General features: G+C 57.8%; 19 protein-coding genes. 12 read left to right on the forward strand and 7 right to left on the reverse strand.

The features are described from left to right. Nucleotides 1-6 precede the first annotated feature (6 nt). Together AC2A6O_RS24295 and AC2A6O_RS24300 are read left to right on the forward strand one after the other, a co-directional pair. A complete protein-coding gene (locus AC2A6O_RS24295; RefSeq protein WP_286192752.1) occupies nt 7-747 on the forward strand; it encodes a vWA domain-containing protein in 741 nt (246 codons plus the stop codon). A 143-nt stretch (nt 748-890) separates the two neighbouring features. Further along, on the forward strand, nt 891-1,598 hold the full coding sequence (locus AC2A6O_RS24300) for a DnaJ domain-containing protein (RefSeq protein ID WP_498930961.1): 708 nt from the start codon (nt 891-893) through the stop codon (nt 1,596-1,598). 17 nt (nt 1,599-1,615) lie between these two features. Here AC2A6O_RS24300 and AC2A6O_RS24305 read toward each other — a convergent pair whose 3' ends face one another. Then, nucleotides 1,616-3,253 (reverse strand): D-alanyl-D-alanine carboxypeptidase, encoded by a 1,638-nt coding sequence (locus tag AC2A6O_RS24305; protein ID WP_498930963.1) that lies wholly within the window; start codon nt 3,251-3,253, stop codon nt 1,616-1,618. Nucleotides 3,254-3,908: 655 nt separating this feature from the next. Here AC2A6O_RS24305 and AC2A6O_RS24310 point away from each other — a divergent pair. From AC2A6O_RS24310 to AC2A6O_RS24340, 7 genes are all read left to right on the forward strand, one after another. Continuing rightward, on the forward strand, nt 3,909-4,241 hold the full coding sequence (locus AC2A6O_RS24310; RefSeq protein WP_148586675.1) for a phasin family protein: 333 nt from the start codon (nt 3,909-3,911) through the stop codon (nt 4,239-4,241). 398 nt (nt 4,242-4,639) lie between these two features. Continuing rightward, nucleotides 4,640-4,972 carry an ATP-dependent Clp protease adapter ClpS gene (gene clpS / locus AC2A6O_RS24315; protein ID WP_148587335.1) on the forward strand — a complete coding sequence of 111 codons (333 nt, stop codon included), beginning with the start codon at nt 4,640-4,642 and terminating at the stop codon, nt 4,970-4,972. A 12-nt stretch (nt 4,973-4,984) separates the two neighbouring features. Then, nucleotides 4,985-7,432, forward strand: coding sequence for an ATP-dependent Clp protease ATP-binding subunit ClpA (gene clpA / locus AC2A6O_RS24320; protein ID WP_148586676.1), 2,448 nt, complete (start codon nt 4,985-4,987; stop codon nt 7,430-7,432). A gap of 248 nt (nt 7,433-7,680) precedes the next feature. After that, nucleotides 7,681-8,385, forward strand: a complete 705-nt coding sequence (locus tag AC2A6O_RS24325) for an SDR family oxidoreductase (RefSeq protein ID WP_498930965.1) — start codon at nt 7,681-7,683, stop codon at nt 8,383-8,385. Nucleotides 8,386-8,604: 219 nt separating this feature from the next. Then, a complete protein-coding gene (locus AC2A6O_RS24330; RefSeq protein ID WP_498930967.1) occupies nt 8,605-9,273 on the forward strand; it encodes an AzlC family ABC transporter permease in 669 nt (222 codons plus the stop codon). Then, nucleotides 9,273-9,647, forward strand: a complete 375-nt coding sequence (locus AC2A6O_RS24335) for an AzlD domain-containing protein (protein WP_498930969.1) — start codon at nt 9,273-9,275, stop codon at nt 9,645-9,647. Before AC2A6O_RS24330 ends, AC2A6O_RS24335 begins: the two co-directional genes overlap by 1 nt. An 84-nt stretch (nt 9,648-9,731) precedes the next feature. Then, nucleotides 9,732-10,382, forward strand: a complete 651-nt coding sequence (locus AC2A6O_RS24340) for a glutathione S-transferase family protein (protein ID WP_498930971.1) — start codon at nt 9,732-9,734, stop codon at nt 10,380-10,382. Between the two features lie 211 nt (nt 10,383-10,593). Here the strand turns inward: AC2A6O_RS24340 and AC2A6O_RS24345 are convergent, their stop codons facing one another. Beyond that, a complete protein-coding gene (locus tag AC2A6O_RS24345; RefSeq protein WP_498930973.1) occupies nt 10,594-11,022 on the reverse strand; it encodes an HIT family protein in 429 nt (142 codons plus the stop codon). Between the two features lie 202 nt (nt 11,023-11,224). Here AC2A6O_RS24345 and AC2A6O_RS24350 point away from each other — a divergent pair, with 202 nt between their 5' ends. Beyond that, complete coding sequence (locus AC2A6O_RS24350; RefSeq protein ID WP_498930975.1) at nt 11,225-11,410, forward strand: hypothetical protein; 186 nt, start codon at nt 11,225-11,227, stop codon at nt 11,408-11,410. A 24-nt stretch (nt 11,411-11,434) separates the two neighbouring features. Here AC2A6O_RS24350 and AC2A6O_RS24355 read toward each other — a convergent pair whose 3' ends face one another. The 3 genes from AC2A6O_RS24355 to AC2A6O_RS24365 all read right to left on the reverse strand — a co-directional run bounded on the left by AC2A6O_RS24355 (nt 11,435) and on the right by AC2A6O_RS24365 (nt 15,937). Further along, on the reverse strand, nt 11,435-14,854 hold the full coding sequence (locus AC2A6O_RS24355; protein WP_498930977.1) for an acyl-[ACP]--phospholipid O-acyltransferase: 3,420 nt from the start codon (nt 14,852-14,854) through the stop codon (nt 11,435-11,437). Between the two features lie 102 nt (nt 14,855-14,956). Beyond that, nucleotides 14,957-15,238: a YiaA/YiaB family inner membrane protein gene (locus AC2A6O_RS24360; RefSeq protein WP_148586683.1), complete on the reverse strand. Its 282-nt coding sequence runs from the start codon at nt 15,236-15,238 to the stop codon at nt 14,957-14,959. 15 nt (nt 15,239-15,253) lie between these two features. Beyond that, nucleotides 15,254-15,937 carry a PspA/IM30 family protein gene (locus AC2A6O_RS24365; protein WP_498930979.1) on the reverse strand — a complete coding sequence of 228 codons (684 nt, stop codon included), beginning with the start codon at nt 15,935-15,937 and terminating at the stop codon, nt 15,254-15,256. A 125-nt stretch (nt 15,938-16,062) separates the two neighbouring features. Between AC2A6O_RS24365 and AC2A6O_RS24370 the strand changes: the two genes are divergently transcribed. After that, nucleotides 16,063-16,650 carry a TetR/AcrR family transcriptional regulator gene (locus AC2A6O_RS24370; RefSeq protein ID WP_498930981.1) on the forward strand — a complete coding sequence of 196 codons (588 nt, stop codon included), beginning with the start codon at nt 16,063-16,065 and terminating at the stop codon, nt 16,648-16,650. A gap of 80 nt (nt 16,651-16,730) precedes the next feature. On the opposite strand, the gene AC2A6O_RS24375 is transcribed toward AC2A6O_RS24370, so the two are convergent. Both AC2A6O_RS24375 and AC2A6O_RS24380 read right to left on the reverse strand, forming a co-directional pair. Beyond that, nucleotides 16,731-18,212, reverse strand: a complete 1,482-nt coding sequence (locus AC2A6O_RS24375) for a protein adenylyltransferase SelO (protein ID WP_498930983.1) — start codon at nt 18,210-18,212, stop codon at nt 16,731-16,733. Nucleotides 18,213-18,338: 126 nt separating this feature from the next. Beyond that, nucleotides 18,339-18,986, reverse strand: coding sequence for a TetR/AcrR family transcriptional regulator (locus AC2A6O_RS24380; RefSeq protein WP_498930985.1), 648 nt, complete (start codon nt 18,984-18,986; stop codon nt 18,339-18,341). 121 nt (nt 18,987-19,107) lie between these two features. On the opposite strand from AC2A6O_RS24380, the gene AC2A6O_RS24385 reads away from it, so the two are divergent. Beyond that, on the forward strand, nt 19,108-19,245 hold the full coding sequence (locus AC2A6O_RS24385) for a hypothetical protein (protein WP_498930987.1): 138 nt from the start codon (nt 19,108-19,110) through the stop codon (nt 19,243-19,245). Nucleotides 19,246-19,387: the final 142 nt, after the last annotated feature.

Genomic DNA, 19,387 nt, shown 5'->3' on the forward strand with positions numbered 1-19,387 from the left:
GCGGCCGTGAACGTCAAGACCGGCAAAGGCACGGCAGACCCGATGGTCCGTCAGGAAACTGGAGTGCCTTCAGCCGCTTCCGAGGTCTCAGCCTTCCTTCGCAAGGCCGAGGAAATCGTGCCGCAACCCGGCAGTGGAGGGCGCCTCGTGTTCGCCCTGGATGCCACGATGAGCCGTCAACCGACCTGGGACCAGGCCTGTCAGATTCAGGCCGAGATGTTTCAGGAAGCGGGCAAAATTTCGGGTCTCAGTATCAAACTTGTCTATTTTCGTGGATTTGGAGAGTGCCGGGCCTCACGTTGGTTTGCCAGTGGGGCTGAGCTTGCTCACGCCATGAGCCGTATTTCTTGCCAGGGCGGGCGCACACAGATCCGCAAAGTGCTTTCGGCCGCGCTCCAGGCCGCCAATTCCGAAAAGATCGCCGCCCTGGTTTATGTTGGCGACTGCATGGAAGAAGACGTCGACGCCCTGTGTGACAAGGCTGGCCAGCTTGGCCTGCTCGGCGTGCCCATGTTCCTGTTTCAGGAGGGGCATGACGGGGTTGCGGAGCGTGCGTTTCGCGAGATGGCCAGGCTTACCAACGGAGTGTTTTGCCGATTTGATTCCGGGTCCGCTCAGCAACTGGCGGATCTCTTGAAGGCGGTTGCGGTTTTTGCCAGTGGCGGCCGGTCGGCGTTGCAGCAGCTGGAAAAGCAGGGTGGCAAGGGAGCAAAGCTTTTGCTGCAGCAGTTGCCAGGTGCCCGCTAGGCCCTGACGGACAAGAGTTGCACAACCTTGCTGTGGTCGCTGCCACAGGTTTACATAACCGGAAAGATTCAACACGTGTGGAATAGGGCCGCTGCATCCATATAGAGCGGGCCTGGGCCGGCGAACGGGGACCCCACCGCCATATGATTTATCTGATTATCGGCTTGATATTGCTGACCGCCCTACTGACCCTCGGCAACAAGTTCGTCAATGCCAATCCGGCGGATCTTGCGAAAGGTCTGCGCCTGTTCGCAGGCGGCTTGCTCATGGTGCTGGCGCTGATCTTTGCGCTGACGGGACGGTTCATCTTCGCCGTCCCTCTCTTCGGCCTTGGCTTGTCCGTTCTGGGGTTGTCTGGTCTCAATTGGCTTTCGTCAGGCTACAAGCCTCAGAAAACCTCCGGACAACGTTCGCGTGTGCGGACCGCGATGGTCGAGATGGAACTTGATCACGATACCGGTGCCATGAACGGAACCGTGCTTGCAGGCACCTTTCAGGGGCGCGAGCTGGATGATCTGACCGAACCGGACCTTGAAGCCTTCTGGCAGGAAACGGCCCAGGACGGTCAGAGCCAGAAACTAGTCGAAGCTTATCTCGACCGCAGGCTTGCCGGATGGCGCGAACACTTCCAGGCGGATGGAGCACATCGGCAGGGAAGCGCGGCGAGCTCGGGCCCCATGACAGATGAGGAGGCCTACCAGATCCTGGGGCTTTCGCCCGATGCCGGGGACGCGGAAATTCGAGCCGCGCACCGCAGGCTTATGATGCGAGTCCATCCCGACCAGGGAGGCTCCGGTTTCCTCGCGGCGAAAATCAACGAGGCTAAAGACACGCTTCTCAGAAGACATTGACGGCATCCGTTACGCGGTTACTGGTAGATGGCGAAGCAAGCGTATTTTGCCTTTTTCAAGCTTTTGCAGGCATTCCACGCAGCTGTTTTGGTGTCGAAGCCGACGAACCGGGCCCGGTAGAGCGTCTGTCCGTTGGTGTCGACGGGTTCGGTATAGGGGACCCGGCCCCGAAGGGCGGCTCCGGTCCTGGCCTTGGCATTCTTCAGCATTGTGATGGCCTGGCCTTCGGATTCTGTCGCGGCGATCTGGACCTGCCAGCCCGGCTCGACATCGCGGGTATCACTTGTCGCAACCGTGACACTGTCGTCATCGCTGCTGTTGTCGTTGGCTACGGTTTCCGGTGCAGCCTGGGTTTCAACAGGTGTGTTGTTGATTGCGATGGTCTGAACGGAGACCGTTTTCACAGGCTGCGTGGAACCGACGGAGCGCTGCCCGCTACCTGCCTTCTTACCTTCGGACTTCGCGGCAGCGGCCAGGGCAACTCTGGAAATCGAATTGGTGTTCAGCGGCTCATCCGGGCTTGCAGGCGGGATCGGCGGCAGGGCGGTCGCAACCGCAAACGTGCTGTCAAACCGTTGCTTCACGAGTTTCGGCGGCAAAGGTACGTCGTTGCCGAAACCGGGAACCGGAGCGGGTGTCTCGACAGACGCCGTGACAGGCGCGTTCGATGCAGTCACCAGGACAGGGGCGGGAGCCGGTGTCGGGATGGCTGCGGCCTTGGCCGGTGCGGTAAACGCCAACACCATCGGGTCGCCTGAAGCCGGCACTGGTTCGCTGCCGGGTTTGATGTTCGGCAAGGGCGGGTTCTTGAGCGCGGCGGCAACAAACGTCGGTGTAGAAGATTTCTGGACGATCAGCGGAGCTGTTTTCGGGCCCCGACTTGCCTTGGGCAAATAGGTGTTGATGAGCTTTGTCATCTGGGCGTTGCGCGACGCACCGGTCCTGCCGCCCATGACAACGGCGACAATGTGCCTGCCATCCCGGTTGACCGAGGTGACAAGGTTGAAGCCGGAGGCGCGGATATAACCGGTCTTGATCCCGTCAACACCCTTCACGCGGCCAAGCAGCTTGTTGTGGTTGCCATAGGTGCGGCCCTTGTACTTGTAGGCCCGGGTTTTGAAATAACCGTAATACTGCGGAAACCGTTCCTGAATGGCGCGGCCAAGCGTTGCCATATCCCGTGCAGTGGTGCGTTGCCTGCTGTTCGGCAGACCGTGCGGGTTGCGGAAAGTGGTTTTCGACATGCCGATCTGACGCGCGGTGCGTGTCATACGTTCGGCGAATTTCGTTTCGGAGCCGGCAAGGTTCTCTGCAATGACGGAGGCAACGTCGTTGGCTGACTTGGTGACCAGCGCAAGAATTGCGTCCTTGACCTTGATGGTGCCACCAGGCTTGAGGCCCAGCTTGGAGGGCGGGCGCGCGGAAGCGTAGCTGGAAACACTCAGATTGGAGCTCAGCGACAGCCGTCCGGCTTCCAGTTCCTCAAACACCAGATAAAGGGTCATGATCTTGGTGAGAGAGGCGGGGTACCTGTAGGAATCAGCCGATGAGGAATAAAGTGTCTTGCCGGTTTTGGCGTCGACAACGATCCCCGAATATTTCGGGTTTGCCATGGCCGTTGCAGGCAACCCCAGAAGCACAAGGCCGAGGGTCAAGAACTTTGCGGTGCGGGCGAGAGCTCGCCCTTTGCGAAAAATACGCTTCCCAAACACAATTACTATCCCATTCCGGGTCACGTGGTCTGTCTCTGGAGCGGCGCGCTCTGGATCTTAACCCCCAGCGATTCAGAACGGCTGCCCCGTCGTTCTCCATGTCATTTGATGGAATCACGGTTACGAATGAGTAAATGAATGACCGAAAAACCACTTAAAAAAATAGTTTTTTGGTAGAGTTAATCTTTAGTTAAGGTCGCGATCATTCGTCTTATAAAGAATAAATTATTTCAATACATAAGTTCACTTTATAATCGGGTTAATGTTTCGTTTATCTTCGTGATCTTTTGTTTCAGATTTGATCACATTCAAGCATTTGCCCGATCTCTTGATGTTTGTTGATTGCCTCCTACTTGCAGTTGCTGGCGCAAGCCCGCATCCGGGGGAGTCGTTTCTCTTGCAGTGGTGGGGCGGTTTACGTGATGAAACGATAGGTAGTTTCGCGTAAAGGTTGTTTTGCAGTGCAAAATCGCCTTGACACTTATTGTGCAGTGCATTATCTACAAAGTCTCGTAAGGTAACGCTATATGCGCGCCGGGCCGCCCCATAAGGCCGATGCTTGGGATGGGAAACCGGTTCGCCGGAGAAGGGCAGAAAAATGATGAACAATTTGGACGATCTGCAGAAAATGAGCAAAGACAACATGGACATGGCGATGGCGTCTTTCGGCTCCGTCAGCAAGGGCTTCCAGGCAATCGCAGCTGAAATGGCCGACTACCAGAAGAAGTCCTTTGAGGAAGGTTCCGCAGCTGTTGAGAAGCTCGTTTCTTCCAAGTCCCTCGACAAGGCATTCGAAGCACAGGCGGACTACGTCAAAACCGCTTACGAAGGTTTTGTTGGAGAAATGACGAAAATCGGTGAAATGGTCACCGACATGTCCAAGGATGCCTACAAGCCTTACGAAGGCGTGATGGGCAAGCTTGCGAAATAAGTTTTCCTTCTAGCCGTCGCGAGACGGCCCGAAGACTGAAACCCGGTTCGTTTGAGCCGGGTTTTTTCGTATATGCACAGGTTTACTGGCTTTTTACGGCGCGGCCTGCCATTTGCAGCCGCATTTTGAAATGCGTTCTATTGCCTCCTTTTATTCAGTTTCAGGCAACCTACATTCCTCTTGACCGGCAGCGCTGGGACCACAAATGCGCTGTTGACCTTTATGTTGATGAAATCGACCATTGCGCGAGCGCGGCTTGCGCGGCAGGATTACCACTGAGAATGCGTATTCGCGGCGCAGTCCGTGCTGCGGAAAGCTCTGGACCAGCTGCGCAGGGCAGTGAGTTCAGGATTCGAAATTTGGTGATGGCCGGAGTGATAGAGGCAAAAGAAACGGCAATGTCGGCGGGCTCTGATTATGACAATGACGGTGGCGACGCCGGAACGGTTGTTGTCACCCGGACCAAAACAGTAACCAAGCGGCCAAATCTCTATCGAGTGCTGCTATTGAACGATGACTACACTCCGATGGAGTTCGTTATTCACGTTGTGGAGAACTTCTTCCAAAAAAACCGCGAAGAAGCGACCCGCATTATGCTGCATGTTCACCATCACGGCGTCGGGGAATGTGGAATATTTTCCTACGAAGTCGCGGAGACGAAAGTCACCCAGGTGATGGATTTCGCGCGCAAGCATCAGCATCCGTTGCAATGCGTCATGGAAAAAAAGTGAGGACAAACGCACGTGCCTTCCTTCTCACGCAGTCTAGAAAAAGCACTCCACCAGGCTCTGGCGTTCGCCAACGAGCGACAGCAAGAGTATGCGACACTAGAGCATCTTCTGCTGGCCTTGCTTGACGACCAGGACGCGGCTGCAGTCATGCGGGCTTGCAACGTCGATCTGGATACGATCCGCCGCAACCTGGTTGAATACGTCGAAACCGAGCTGGACAATCTTGTCACCGACAGTGACGAGGATTCCAAGCCGACCGCCGGCTTCCAGCGCGTTATTCAGCGAGCGGTTATCCACGTCCAGTCCTCCGGGCGGGAAGAAGTCACCGGCGCAAACGTGCTCGTTGCGATCTTCGCCGAGCGCGAAAGCCATGCGGCCTACTTCCTGCAGGATCAGGACATGACCCGTTACGACGCGGTCAATTATATCTCGCACGGCATAGCCAAACGTCCCGGTATGTCCGAGGCCCGTCCTGTCGAAGGGGCGGATGAAGAAGATGTGATGCCAGGCGCTGAAACCGAGAAGAAGTCCAGTCAGAAGACGGACGCTCTTGAAGCTTACTGTGTCAATCTCAACACCAAGGCTACCAACGGCAAGATCGATCCGCTGATCGGACGCGATACCGAAATTTCGCGAACCATCCAGATCCTGTGCCGCAGGTCGAAGAACAATCCGCTCTTCGTCGGCGACCCGGGTGTCGGCAAGACCGCCATCGCGGAAGGCCTTGCGCATCGAATCGTCAATGGCGATGTGCCGGACGTTCTGAAGGACGCCACCATCTTTTCGCTCGATATGGGCTCGCTGCTGGCGGGTACCCGCTACCGCGGCGATTTCGAAGAGCGTCTGAAGCAGGTGGTCAAGGAAATCGAGGATTATCCGGGCGCCGTGATGTTCATCGATGAGATCCACACGGTGATCGGTGCCGGCGCAACATCGGGTGGGGCGATGGATGCCTCGAACCTGCTGAAACCGGCGCTTGCCTCCGGAGCGATCCGCTGCATCGGTTCGACCACCTACAAGGAATATCGCCAGTTCTTCGAAAAGGACCGGGCACTTGTCCGCCGTTTCCAGAAGATCGATGTCAATGAGCCTTCGATCCCGGATGCAATCGATATCCTGAAGGGCCTGAAGCCGTATTTCGAGGACTTCCACAAGGTTCGTTACACCAACGACGCGATCAAGGTGGCTGTGGAACTGTCGGCGAAATACATTTCAGACCGCAAGTTGCCGGACAAGGCGATCGACGTGCTGGATGAAACTGGTGCTTCGCAGATGCTTGTTCCCGAAACCCGTCGCCGCAAGACCATCGGCGTGAAGGAAATCGAGAATACGATTGCCACCATGGCAAGGATTCCGCCGAAGTCCGTTTCCAAGGATGATGCGGAGGTTCTGGAAAACCTTGGCAAGGATCTGAAGCGGGTTGTCTACGGTCAAGATGAGGCCATCGGAACGCTGGCGTCGGCCATCAAGCTGGCACGTGCCGGCCTGCGTGAGCCGGACAAGCCGATCGGCAGCTATCTGTTCTCCGGCCCGACAGGCGTCGGCAAGACGGAAGTTGCCCGGCAACTGGCGTCTTCGCTGGGTGTCGAACTGATCCGCTTCGACATGTCCGAATACATGGAGCGTCACACCGTGTCTCGCCTGATCGGTGCGCCTCCTGGCTACGTCGGCTTTGATCAGGGCGGTCTCTTGACCGATGGTGTTGACCAGCATCCGCACTGTGTGTTGCTGTTGGACGAGATCGAAAAGGCCCATCCGGACCTGTTCAACATCCTCTTGCAGGTGATGGACCACGGCAAGCTGACCGACCACAACGGCAAGCAGGTCGACTTCCGCAATGTCATCTTGATCATGACCACGAACGCCGGTGCCGCGGATATGGCCAAGATGCCGGTTGGCTTCAACCGCATGAAGCGGGAAGGCGACGATGCGGAAGCGATCAACAAGCTGTTCACGCCGGAATTCCGCAACCGTCTTGATGCGATCATTCCGTTCGGCAATCTGCCGATGGAAGTTGTCTACAAGGTGGTCGAGAAGTTCGTCATGCAGCTGGAAGTCCAGCTGGCTGATCGTGGCGTGACCTTCGAGCTGACCGAGGATGCCGTCAAATGGCTCGCCGACAAGGGCTATGACAGCCAGATGGGCGCTCGCCCGCTTGGCCGGATCATCCAGGAGCACATCAAGCGGCCACTGGCCGACGAGGTGCTGTTCGGCAAGCTGAAGAAAGGCGGGATGGTCAAGGTCTCCGTGTCCGAAGACGGCAAGGGTCTGCTTCTGGAAAGCATCGAGGAGCGGGCAACACCGCCCAAAGCCAAGGCCAAGACCGAAACCAAGGCCAAGCCAAAGCGCCGGCGCAAGCCCGCCGCCAAGGCTGCAGCCACCAAGGACAAAAAGCCGCCTGCAGGCAAAAGCGGCCCGTCCAAGAAAAGCCTTGTGCCCAAGGTGCCGTTGGCCGACTGAGGCACTGCATTATAAGACTGGAAAGGCCCCGGAGAGATCCGGGGCTTTTTTCGTTTTAGTCTGCAAAGACAAACGATGATGCTGGAAGAGGACAGGGTCGGGCTGGGTCAATGCTTCGGGCGTGTCGTCGACGAAGCAGGCTGTGCCATTTCTCATTCATGTTTGGAATTGAAACCATTCAGGAAAATCATTTGCAGACGTCCGGCCACCCGCCTAGCTAAGAAGCAGATATTTTCGGGAGAACGGATATGAGCGATAACAAGGTTGCCATGATTACCGCAGGTGGCTCCGGCATGGGCGCTGACGCCGCAAGACGGCTGGCTGCGGACGGGTTCCGGGTTGCTATCCTGTCGTCATCCGGCAAGGGGGAGGCGCTTGCGGAGGAATTGGGCGGCGTGGGGTTCACCGGCTCCAATCTTGTTGCGGACCACCTGACCGCCTTTGTCAAAAAAACTCTGGACTCCTTTGGCAGCATTGATGTTCTGGTCAATTCGTCCGGCCATGGCCCGAAAGGTGATATTCTGGAAATCTCTGACGAGGGCTGGCATCTCGGCATGGATTATTACCTGATGAACGTCATTCGCCCGGCGCGCCTCGTCGCTCCGGTCATGGCGGCACAGGGCGGCGGAACGGTGATCAACATCTCCACCTTCGCCACCTTCGAGCCGGACCCGATGTTTCCGACATCCGGTGTGTTCCGGGCAGGGCTTGCCAGCTTCACAAAACTGTTTGCAGACAAGTTTGCGGCCGAGAACGTGCGCATGAACAATATTCTGCCGGGCTTCATCGACAGCCTGCCGGAAAAAGAAGACCGCCTTGCCCGCATCCCCATGGGCCGCTACGGCCGCGCCGACGAGATTTCCAGCCTGGTTTCCTACCTTGCCAGCGACGCGGCAGCCTATATCACGGGGCAGAACATCCGCATCGACGGCGGTCTGACACGGTCGGTGTGAGGATCTCTGAATGGGTGGAGTTGCCGCATCAAAAGATCCGAACGCTTTCCCCCTTTGGTCCTCTAGACAGAAATTTCCCAGAAAGGTAAGGCTACCTTACCAACTGTCCAGAGGTGAGTCAGCTTTATGACGGCTCCTGATCAGCCAGAAAACGCACCAAACCCGCAAGATCCGCCAGAACATGCCCGGGTCTGGATGGCGCGTGGGGCGAGGGCTGCGGTGTCTATTCCAGCGTTTATTCTGACTGCGGCTTTTGTCGGCTATGCCGGGCTTGCCCGGGAGTCCGGACTGACGCTTGTCGAAACGCTGGCGATGACCGGTTTCGTCTGGGCGCTGCCGTCCATCGTGGTTCTGACCGGCGCGATTTCTTCCGGTATGGGAATGCTTCCTGCGGGTATTGCTGTCGCTCTTGCCTCTGTTCGCTTGATGCCGATGACCATGGCGTTGATGCCTTTGATCAAGGTGCCCGGCAAGACCCGCACCTGGCAATTGCTGATCGCCTCCCATTTCGTGGCGGTGACGGCCTGGGTGTTCGCGATGAAGCACCTGCCGGATATGCCGAGGGAAGGACGCCTGCCGTTTTTCCTCGGTTTCGGCGGGGCGGTGACCAGTTTTGTGTTCTGCATGACCGGTGTCTCCTATCTGCTGGTGGAGACCATGCCGGGCATGGTAGCGGGGGCCTTGTTTCTCCTGACGCCGGTCTATTTCCTGTGTTCGCTCTGGGGCGCTTCACGGCTGAATGCGGACCGAGCCGCGATGGTTGCCGGGCTGGTGCTCGGCCCGGTCTTCTTCATCTATCTGCCTGGGCTGGATCTTCTTTGGACCGGTCTTGTGGGCGGTACGATTGCCTATCTCGGGACACGGATCATGCGCAGGGGGCTGTCGTGATGGACGGATCAACTGCGGGCGGATTGATTTCCGAAACCTGGTGGCCCTTGGCGATGATCATCGTTGCCGGCTGGTTTGCAACCGACGTCTGGCGGTGGCTGGGTGTTTTTGCAGGCGGCAAGCTGCGCGAAGATGGCGAACTGCTGATCTGGGTGCGCTGTGTCGCGACCGCGCTGGTCGCCGGTGTCATTTCAAAGCTGATCCTGTTTCCGCAAGGCGTGCTGGCGGAAACACCGCTCTGGCTGCGTGTGGCTGCCGCCGGTTTCGGGTTTGCCTCGTTTTTTGTGGCCCGCCAGCGGGTTTTTGTGGGCGTGCTCGCGGCAGAAGTTTTCCTTGTCGCGGGCTGGTTGCTCCTCGACCGAATGGCCTCCTGACACGTAGCGATTTGCCATGTTCACTTGCCGGATAGATGGGGTAGGTTGAAGAGGGGGTGATTGCATTCGGTCAAGGAGAGGAAAATGGCGGACCAGGTCGAACTCTTTTACGCACCGCAAACACGGGCCACAGGCGTGCGCATTCTCCTGGAAGAACTGGGAGCGCCTTACAAGTTGAACGTGCTCAACCTGAAGCTGGGTGAAAATCGGACGCCCCGCTATCTTGCGGTCAATCCTGCCGGAAAAGTTCCGGCGTTGCATGTCGGCGAAGCGGTCATTACCGAACAGGTCGCGATCTATGTCTATCTGGCCGATCTTTTTCCGGAAAAAGGACTGACTCCCGCGCTCGACGATCCCTTACGCGGGCCGTACCTGCGCTGGTTCGTGCACATGGCGTCCTGTTTTGAGCCCGCACTGATTGACCGCGCTCTGAAACGGGAAGAACCGCCGCCTTCCATGTCTGCCTATGGGTCTTTCGACACCGTGATGGAAAACATGCGTATCCAGCTGTCCAAGGGACCGTTTGTTCTAGGAGAGCGGATGACGGCCGTTGACGTTCTTTGGGGTGTGGGGCTTCGGTGGGGCATGATGTTCGGCATCGTGCCGGAATTCGAGGAATTCACGAGATATGTCGAGCGGTTCTCCGAGCGGCCTTCCGTGGTGAAGGTGCTTCAGGAAGATCAGAACATGGCCAAGGAACAGGACGACGCGGCTGTTCAGGCCGGTGTCGCCTAGGGGCTTTTTTCCAGCCAACATTTGCTCTGTCACGCGCTGCGTTGTCGGCAGTTGGCGGAAAACTAACGGTACTTCTGACAGGCAAACCTCCGCCGTGCACTCTCCAAGAAACGCCGCGTTTGTGTTCCCAAACTTCGAAAAATGCCCGCTCGGCTTGGGGCCGGGCGAGCGTTGTTTGTTCGTTCCTGTCGGCGGTCGGGCCGAGCCCGGTTCAGGACAGCGCAGCGCGAATTTTTTCAGCGTGTTCCGCCAGAAGGTCGTTGTCGGCCATTGTGCCTGTGTGGGGTTTCAGTGAGACGCCCTCGAAGCGCGGAATGACATGGACGTGAGTGTGGAACACCACTTGACCGCCAGCAGGCTCGGAGAATTGCTGGATGGTGGTACCGTCTGCTTCAAAGGCCTTGATCACCGCTCTGGCCATCGTCTGGGCCGTTGCCATCACCGCGTTGAGATCCTCCTGGGCGATGTCCAGAATGTTGCGGGAAGGGGCCTTCGGGACCACCAGAACATGACCGTCGCCGCGTGGCATGATGTCCATGATCACCAGTGTTTTGTCGTCTTCGTAAACCTTGTGGCTCGGCAGTTCGCCGCGCAGGATCTTGGCGAAGACATTCTTGTCGTCATAAGCGGGTGCGGACATGGGGTATTTCCTGTCTGATAGGCAAAAGAATTTCGCGAAGCGTTGGCACGATGCAAGTTGCCCCAAGACGTGAGACCGATCAATGGTGGTTCAATCGATTGCAGCCGGATTTCACATCCTGGGTGTGGACTCTGAGAAAGCCGGTTGACTTGAGGTGATGTTGTGACGGGGCTGTGAGAAAACACAGTCTGTTTGAGTGGCTATGGAACGAGCGACCGGCTTCAGAATGATTACAGATGGTTCTGCCGACGCGTTAAAGAGGTCGCGTCAGATCTTTGATACCGCGTCGGTGATTGCCGGTGTTCCAAAGGTGAAGGCCGGAGATTTCGCTCCGGCCTTCGCCGGCACCAGGCCAAAAGTGGCCAACAGTGCCGGATTGATGGTGTAAACGATCTTCGACGTGGGTGAAGCGTCAGGCAGCTTCCCCCAGTTCAGAACCGTCCTTGACCAGTTTCGCAACCGCCGCGAAATCCAGCTTGCCGGAGCCCAGAACGGGAACCTTCGACACCACACGAACTTCTGCCGGTATCATCAGGTCCTGTGCGCCGCGGGCTTTTGCGCCTTCAATGAAGGTTGTGCGATCCGCATCCGGATTTTCCGTAACGAGCACCAGCTTCTCGCCCTTGCGCGGATCCTTGATGGCGGCAACGGCTGAAAGGTGTTGCGGCCAGATCTGACCTGCCAGCGCTTCCACGGCGGACAGAGACACCATCTCACCGGCAATCTTGGCAAAGCGTTTGGCGCGGCCCTTGATGATGATGTAGCCGTCAGCATCGATCTCGACGATGTCGCCGGTGTCGTGCCAGCCATCGACCAGCGGTTCGACCACACCCGGATTGTCCGCCTTCAGATAGCCGACCATGACGTTTGGCCCCGAGACATGCAGTCTGCCGCCATCTTCAACACCTGGCACAGGTTCAAGGCGGGCCTTCATTCCGGGCATAAGTTTGCCGACCGTGCCCGGGCGGTTGTACATCGGCGTGTTGAGCGCGATGACCGGCGCGGTCTCGGTCACGCCATAGCCTTCCAGAACCCGCAAGCCGAACCGTTCCTGATAGATCTGACGGGTCGACGGTTTCACCGGTTCCGCGCCAGCAAAACAGTAGCGCAGGGAGCGGAAGTCATAGGCATGGGCGACGCGGGCATACCCGTTCAGGAAGGTGTCGGTGCCAAACAGGATCGTTGCATTGGAGGTGTAGATCAGCTCCGGAACGATCCGGTAGTGCAGGGGCGACGGATAAAGGTAGACCGGTACACCTGAAATCAACGGTAGAATGGTTCCTGCCGTCAGACCGAAGGAATGGAACATCGGCAGGACGTTGAACACCTTGTCGTTCGGCGTGAAATCAACCCTTGCGGCTGCCTGTGTGGCATTCGACAGGATATTTCGGTGTGTCAGAACAACGCCCTTCGGTGTTCCTTCCGAGCCCGAGGTGAACAGGATAACGGCCGTATCGTCCGCCTGTCGGCGCACCAGGGGGCGGCTTTTGGTCAGTAGACCGCGGATCTTGTCTGTAAAGCCGATTTCAGACCGCAGGTCTTCCATCCAGATGATGCGAACGTGGTTTTCAAGGTTTGACGCCAGTTGCTCCAGGCGGGCCTGTTTGACGAAGGCACGAGAGGACAACAGCGTTCGAACCTCTGCAGCCCGGCACGCAGCGAGAATGTTCTCCTGGCCGGCCGTGAAGTTGATCATGGCGGGCACCTTGCCGGCGGACATGGTCGCAAGAACGGTCACGGCAGCGCCATTGGCATTGGGCAGCATGATCCCCAGGGTCTCTTCCCCCTTGGTGTGCTGTATCAGCTTGCGGCCAAGCACGGAAACGCCCGTCAGCAACTTGCCCACACTCAGCTTGCCAGTCACCGGATCTTCAAGTGCCAGTTTGCCGTGGCCGTGTTCTGCGCCTGTGGCGATGATTTTTTCCAGGATGGTGACGTCTTCCATCAGGCTGGTTTCAAACATCAACTCGGACATGACGCCATAGAGCTTGGCACCGGCGGCCGCGCGCCGCTGACGGCCTCGCAGGTCGTCATTGATGTCCAGGCGGGTCGGTTCCATGATCGTTACCTTTACCTTCGGGAAAAGTCGTTTGCGGATCTGACTGGGGTTCAGATAGGAAAACGGCGTTTTTTCAAGGCCGTCGATACGAATGGGGACGATCATGGCGCCGGTCTTGTCGGCCACCATGGCGGCACCGTCGTAGACCTTCATCAGACTGCCGGTCACTGTCAGCCGGCCTTCCGGGAAGATCACCATGGGCTCACCGGAGTTCACCACCTTGATCAACGCACGGGCGGCCATGGGCTTTGTCGGATTGACAGGTATCGCATTTGCAAGGTGCAGGAAGGGTTTTACCCACCAGCGCCGGGCGATGTCATAGTCGATCGCGAAGGACGGTTTCTTTTCGGTCAGGGTCAGTGCCAGGCCGGCATCCAGCAAGCTGACGTGGTTGAGCGCCAGGATCGGGGCTTCGCCGGCTTTTTCCAGATTTTCCAGTCCCTTGACTTCCATCCGGAAGATCGCGCGATAGAGGATTGAGATCGCGTCGCGCAGCGGATTGGTCGGCAGGGTCTTCAGCATCACCGCAGCCGCGATCAGGTTCAACACTGCCAGTGCGAGAAAAATCTCTGAGACGGAAAAACCGAGTTTCTGGGCGCCTGCCAGCAGCACGCCGCCAATCGTCATCAGGGCGCCGCCAAGGGCATTGGAGGCTGCAATCCGGCGGGCACGCACCTCTGGTTTTGCCCAGGTCTGGAGCGCCGTGAAGGTGGGGACAACCAGCAGCGCACCGGAGATGGCAAGGCCGGCCATGTCAATGCTGAGACGTATTACACCCTCATGCGTCAGGAACTCCTGCAGGCTTGATGTTTGCGTCGCAGCTGGCAAGCCGGCGAGGGTCAGCGCAGCGTCGAGGCAGAACAGCGCAAGCAGCAACGTTCCGACAGGGGCTGGCAGAAGGACGACGCGTCCCGCCAGCAGCCAGGCGGCAATCGCCGACCCGATGCCGATCGATATTGCAAAAACGGTCAGGAAATAGGTGACGGCGATTTCTCCACCACCCAGAAGCGTCTTGACGATCAGCGGCAGAAGCGCGAGCACCATGGCGCCGATAAGCCAGAACCAGGCATTCATCAGGGCTGCCAGAAAGAGGCGGCGGTCAGAGGCCAGATTACGCACCACGCGCCATGTCGAGGTGGCAAGGTTCCAGTCAACCCTCAGGTCGGGGGCTGCGGCCGGTGCGGAGGGGATCTGGCGGCTCAGCCCGTAACAGGCAAGTGCCAGCGCCATCATCACCGGAGCGAAGATAAGCGTGGGAGCGCCGGTGCTGAACAGAAGCCCGGCGGAAATCGTGCCGCCGAGGATTGCCAGGAAGGTTCCCGCCTCGATCCAGGCATTGGCGCGCGGCAGACTGTCGGCAGGCAGATGATCCGGGAGCAGTCCATATTTGACCGGCCCGAACAGAGCCGACATGGCGCCGAACACAAACAGCGCGGAAAACAGGACAGGCAGGGAGGACAGAGCCATGCCGGCAACCGCAAGCCCTGCACCTGCGACTTCGACAAGCTTGGTCGCCCGCGCGATCCGTCTCTTGTCGAACTTGTCGGCAAGCTCGCCCCCGAGAGCGGACAGGAACAGGAAGGGAGCGATGAAGACCGCCCCGGCCAGTGTGATCAGAACACCGGTGTTGCCACCGTCCGTCCCCTGTTCCCCGACCTGGAACAACACCAGGAACACCAGGGCGTTTTTCAGGAAGTTGTCGTTGAACGCGGAGAAGAACTGTGTCCAGAAGAGCGGAGCGAAACGCCGGGACGTCATCAGTGGAGCGCTCATAAGGTCCTCCTTGGGAGCTGCCGTTGTTTCGGCGGCTTCATAACCTTCGGTTTAGACAGCCCGGGCGGAACGACAAGGTCTCCGCCCGGCTTGAAAGTTGGGTCAGACGTTTTCCGGCTTGCTGATATCCATCAGCAGTTTTTCAGTTTTAGCGTCTTCCAGGCGGTTGTGAAACTTGCTTGCTTCTTCGCGGTCGCGCAGTGTCTTGGTCAATGTCACCGCGGTATGTACGAGCATGATCGCGGCCATGGTGTAAAAGCCTTTGGCTGAGAAACTCGCCTCCAGGTTCCAGATGCCCAAGCCCATCATGATAGCGGCAATGGCGAAGCTGCTGGCGGTAAAAATGGTCCAGTTGTTGGTGTGTTTGACGGTTGATTCCTGCATGGGTTCGTCCTCGCGTTAGATGGTTGTTTCAAGAAGAAGGGGAAGGTCGGATTTCAGGCGGGCGAGCACGTCGTCCACTCTGGTTTTGACAGGTGCGCCGCATCCGGCGTCGCCCAGCTTTTCGATAACCGCATGCGGATTATCTGCTGCCGACAGGGCCTTGAACTCTTGCTCGGCAAGCTGGTCACGTTCCTGCTTTCTGCTGATCTCCTCCAGCTGTCCTTCGGCCACGGCCAAAGCTGACTGGCCGGTGCTGGAGCCGAGAGATTGTGCTTTCTGGATCTGGTCCCGAACCTCGACCGTGCGTTCGCCGCGTTTCAGGGCACGCAGGCGGCTTTGAGCGCGGTGAAGGGTTTCCGTGAGGCCTGAAAGCTCGTTGTCGAAGGAATGGATCGCTTCCTCGAGAGCCGTTTTTTCGTCTTCGAGCAGCGCAATGGCTTCTGCTGCTTCTCTGGCAAGGGGCTCAAGCTCTTTTAGAAGGGCGTTGCGAGCCCGGTTCTCCAGATCTTCAAGGGACGTATTGATTTGCCTCAGCCGCTTGCGGTCCTGCTGCTGTTCTGCCCTGGCGCGGGCCAGCGCAACCTGGGCCGTGCGGACGGATGCGGCGGCTGTGCGGGTGTTGATTGACAGGAGTGCGAGGGACTGGTTGCCCCGGCTTTCCTCTGCGCTGGCTAGAAACAGCGCTTTCAGTTGGTTCATGAATGGCTCAAACATTGTGCCCTCTTAAAAGATGAACGTTGTTCACTATTTGACAAAGCCACATGATTTTGATTAGGTCAAGAAGAAAAATGAACAAAGTTCACTTTTGAGGTGCGATACGGTTAATGGCCGGAGTTCAAAAAGCGAAAAGCGAAGAAACCCATCGTCGCGTTCTGGAGGCAGCGATTGCTGCTGTTGAAGCGGGGGGTATGGAAGCGGTCAACATCAGAAAGATCGCGGCCGATGCCGGCTATTCTGTCGGTTCGGTCTACAAGCACTTCGAGGACCAGGATGCACTGCTGCTTGCAGTCAACTCGGTAACGCTCGGGCGCATCAAAAATCTGATGGCCTTGACAGTCGAGACTGTCGACGAGCCTTTGGAGCGTCTGAAAGTGCTGGCGCTGGCTTACCTCGCGTTTGCGCGGGACAACCGCAATCTCTGGATAACTCTGTTCAGCCATCAGTTGCCAGAGGGGAAGCCGGTGCCTGAGTGGCACATGCAGGAAAACATCGCGCTGCTCGGCTTCATTGCGGCCCCCTTGCGTGAACTCGAGCCCACGATGCTGGAAGAAGACCTCGCTGCGCGAACCCGCACAGCCTTTGCGGCTGTGCATGGTCTCGTCACGATCAGCCTGGAAGCGCGCTTCGTTGGTCTGTCTGGTGAAAAGCTTGAAGAGGAAATGAACTTTCTGGTCGAGCGCCTGGCCGGCTAGGGTGTTCCGGTCGGCTTATACCGTTACTCGCCGGCTGAGAGTGCAGCCCCGAAAGTGTCCCTTGGCCAGACAATCGCAGGTCACGTGCCGCAGAAGGTCCGGTAGGGGCCGAATGCAGCAGGTGCGGGGAGCGCATAGGCCTCAAGGCCGGACCTTTCTTCATATGGAAAATGAAGAGCTTCCAGCAACTTGTTGATCAAAATATACTCTCCGGTCTCTGCACTTTGAAGGGCATCTTCAACCAGATGGTTTCTGGGAATGTAGATGGGATTGACCCCGTCCATTTCTGCCTTGATCTCAACCGGTGCTTTGCCTTCGTTCTCAAGGCGTTTTCTCCAGCGTTCCAGCCAGACATCAATCTGTGCCGGGCCCGTGAAGAGATCACGCAGCTTTTCGGGGGTATCCATCGCAGCATCTGCGAGATGCCGGAAAAACAGCGTGTAGTCGACTGACTGTTCTTGCAGCGCCGCAAGCATGGTCTCGAAGAGATCAGGATCGTCTTCCGCTTCTGTCTGAAGGCCTGTTTTTGCGCGCATGCCGGTTAGCCAGTCAGAGCGGTAGAGGTCGGGGAAGCGGGCGAGTTCCGCACTTGCCAGCTCGACAGCGTGGTCCGGATCATCTGGCTGGATCAAGGGCAACAGGGTTTCCGCAAGGCGGGCAAGGTTCCATTGCATGATGACGGGCTGCCGGCCAAAAGCATAGCGTCCGCCGTGGTCGATGGAACTGAACACGGCAGCCGGATCGTATGCGTCTATGAAGGCGCAGGGGCCATAATCGATTGTTTCTCCGGAAATCGTGGTGTTGTCGGTGTTCATCACGCCGTGAACGAAGCCAACAAGGACCCATTTGGCCATGAGGGACGCTTGTCGCTCAACCACGCCGCGGAACAGCTGGAGGTATCTGTCCGATTGTCCTGCGAGATCCGGGTCATGGCGGGCGATGGCATAGTCTGCGAGCTGGCGGAGTTTGTCCGTTTCACCGCGCGCCGCGAAATACTGGAAAGTTCCGACGCGCAAATGACTTGCGGCGACGCGCGTCAGTACCGCGCCTGGTTTCGGGCCGTCCCGGTAGATGGTTTCTCCAGTGGTGACCGCAGCCAATGCCCGGGTTGTCGGGATGCCAAGCGCATGCATGGCTTCGGCGAGGATATATTCGCGCAGAACAGGTCCCACGACGGCCTTGCCGTCACCACCACGTGAGAAGGGGGTCGGTCCCGACCCTTTCAACTGAATATCCTTGCGATTTCCGGCTTTGTCGATGATCTCGCCAAGAAGAAGCGCACGGCCGTCTCCAAGTTGCGGCGAGAAGCCACCGAACTGATGACCCGCATAGACCTGGGCGAGAGGTGTGGCGCCGTCTGGCTGTCTGACACCGGCGAAGATCTCGGCGCCTTCCGGCGTTTCCAGAAGCTTTGCATCCAGGTTGAGTTCAGCCGCGAGATCCCGATTGAACAGCACAAGGTTGGGGGCGGGCACCTTCGCGCCTTCCCAGGCCACGTAAAAACCGGGCAGATCCCGTGCATAGGAATTGTCGAACTGGAAGATAGGGGGACGGGCGGTCATGGAACCTGCTGTGGTCTATGGGACTGGTGTGTACCGCTTCATATAGGATCGGCGGACAGTCTGTCCGCCCCTGTCAGTCCGGTTTTCTGATCCAGGAAAGCCGCAATGTCGGAAAAGCGTTGCCCGTTACACTGCGTAGGCTGCAAGGAACACCTTGACCGCAGCCTCGACATTGGCTTCGATTTCTTCTTCGCTTGGCTTGGGACCGGCATTGAGCAGCATTCGCCTCAGGACACCCGCGACGCACAGGTCGAAAAACTGTCCGGCAGCCAGCTCCACATCGCAATCTTTCAGCTCGCCTCGGGTGATCCGCTCCTGAATGTAAGCGCCGAGGTCACGTCGGCCCTGGCAGGGACCGGCTTCATACAGAAGCATGCCGAACTGCGGGAACTTCTCGGCGGCGCCGATTACCATACGAAGGGTCGACAATTTGTCCGGCTTGGACATTTTCTGGAGATAGCTGCGGCCAATACGGTTCAGGTCGGTTTCCACATCCGCCTTGCTTACGAGGGCTTCCTGCAGGATTTCCGCCTGGCTGTACCGATCTTGCAGAATCAATGCCTCGAACAGGGCTTCCTTGCTGTTGAAATAGACGTAGAGCGTGCCCTTGGATACACCGGCTTCCTTGGCGATGACCTCCATGCTGGCACCGTCAAAGCCTTTCGCCCGGAAGACTTTGCGCGCGCCGGCAAGAATCTGCCGGTATTTGGCATTGTCGGTTTTCTGCGCCGGATCTTCGGAAAGCGCCGGTAGGTCCTGAGTGTCGGTGGTCATCACAATCTCGAATTTCTGCCGTCTTTCAGCAGGTTATAGCAAGACAACTCGTCCAACATACGCTGTTTGTCCGAAGTTGTCGTATCGGTCCCGAAGTCAGCCGACCGGCAGGCGCTTCATCATGTTCAACACTATCGGTCATTCGTTAGAACTGTTCAATCTTTCGCAATCAAACCATCAATTGCGGGCAGGGCGCATCGCCAAAATGGACCAACTGCAAGGTCCGGTCGCCGGGCTCGCGGTCCTGAAACGTTCTTGATGCCAGGTCACGTTTTCTCCTCTGTCCATCGTGGTTCCTCAAGCTATTTGATTCATGGTGCGCTGCAAAAAATTCTCCGCAACTCTTGCGCTGACCTGAATATTGAACATATAAACGAAATTGACCGAACCGTTCAGTCAAC

Source organism: Labrenzia sp. ATLA3, from assembly GCF_057180185.1.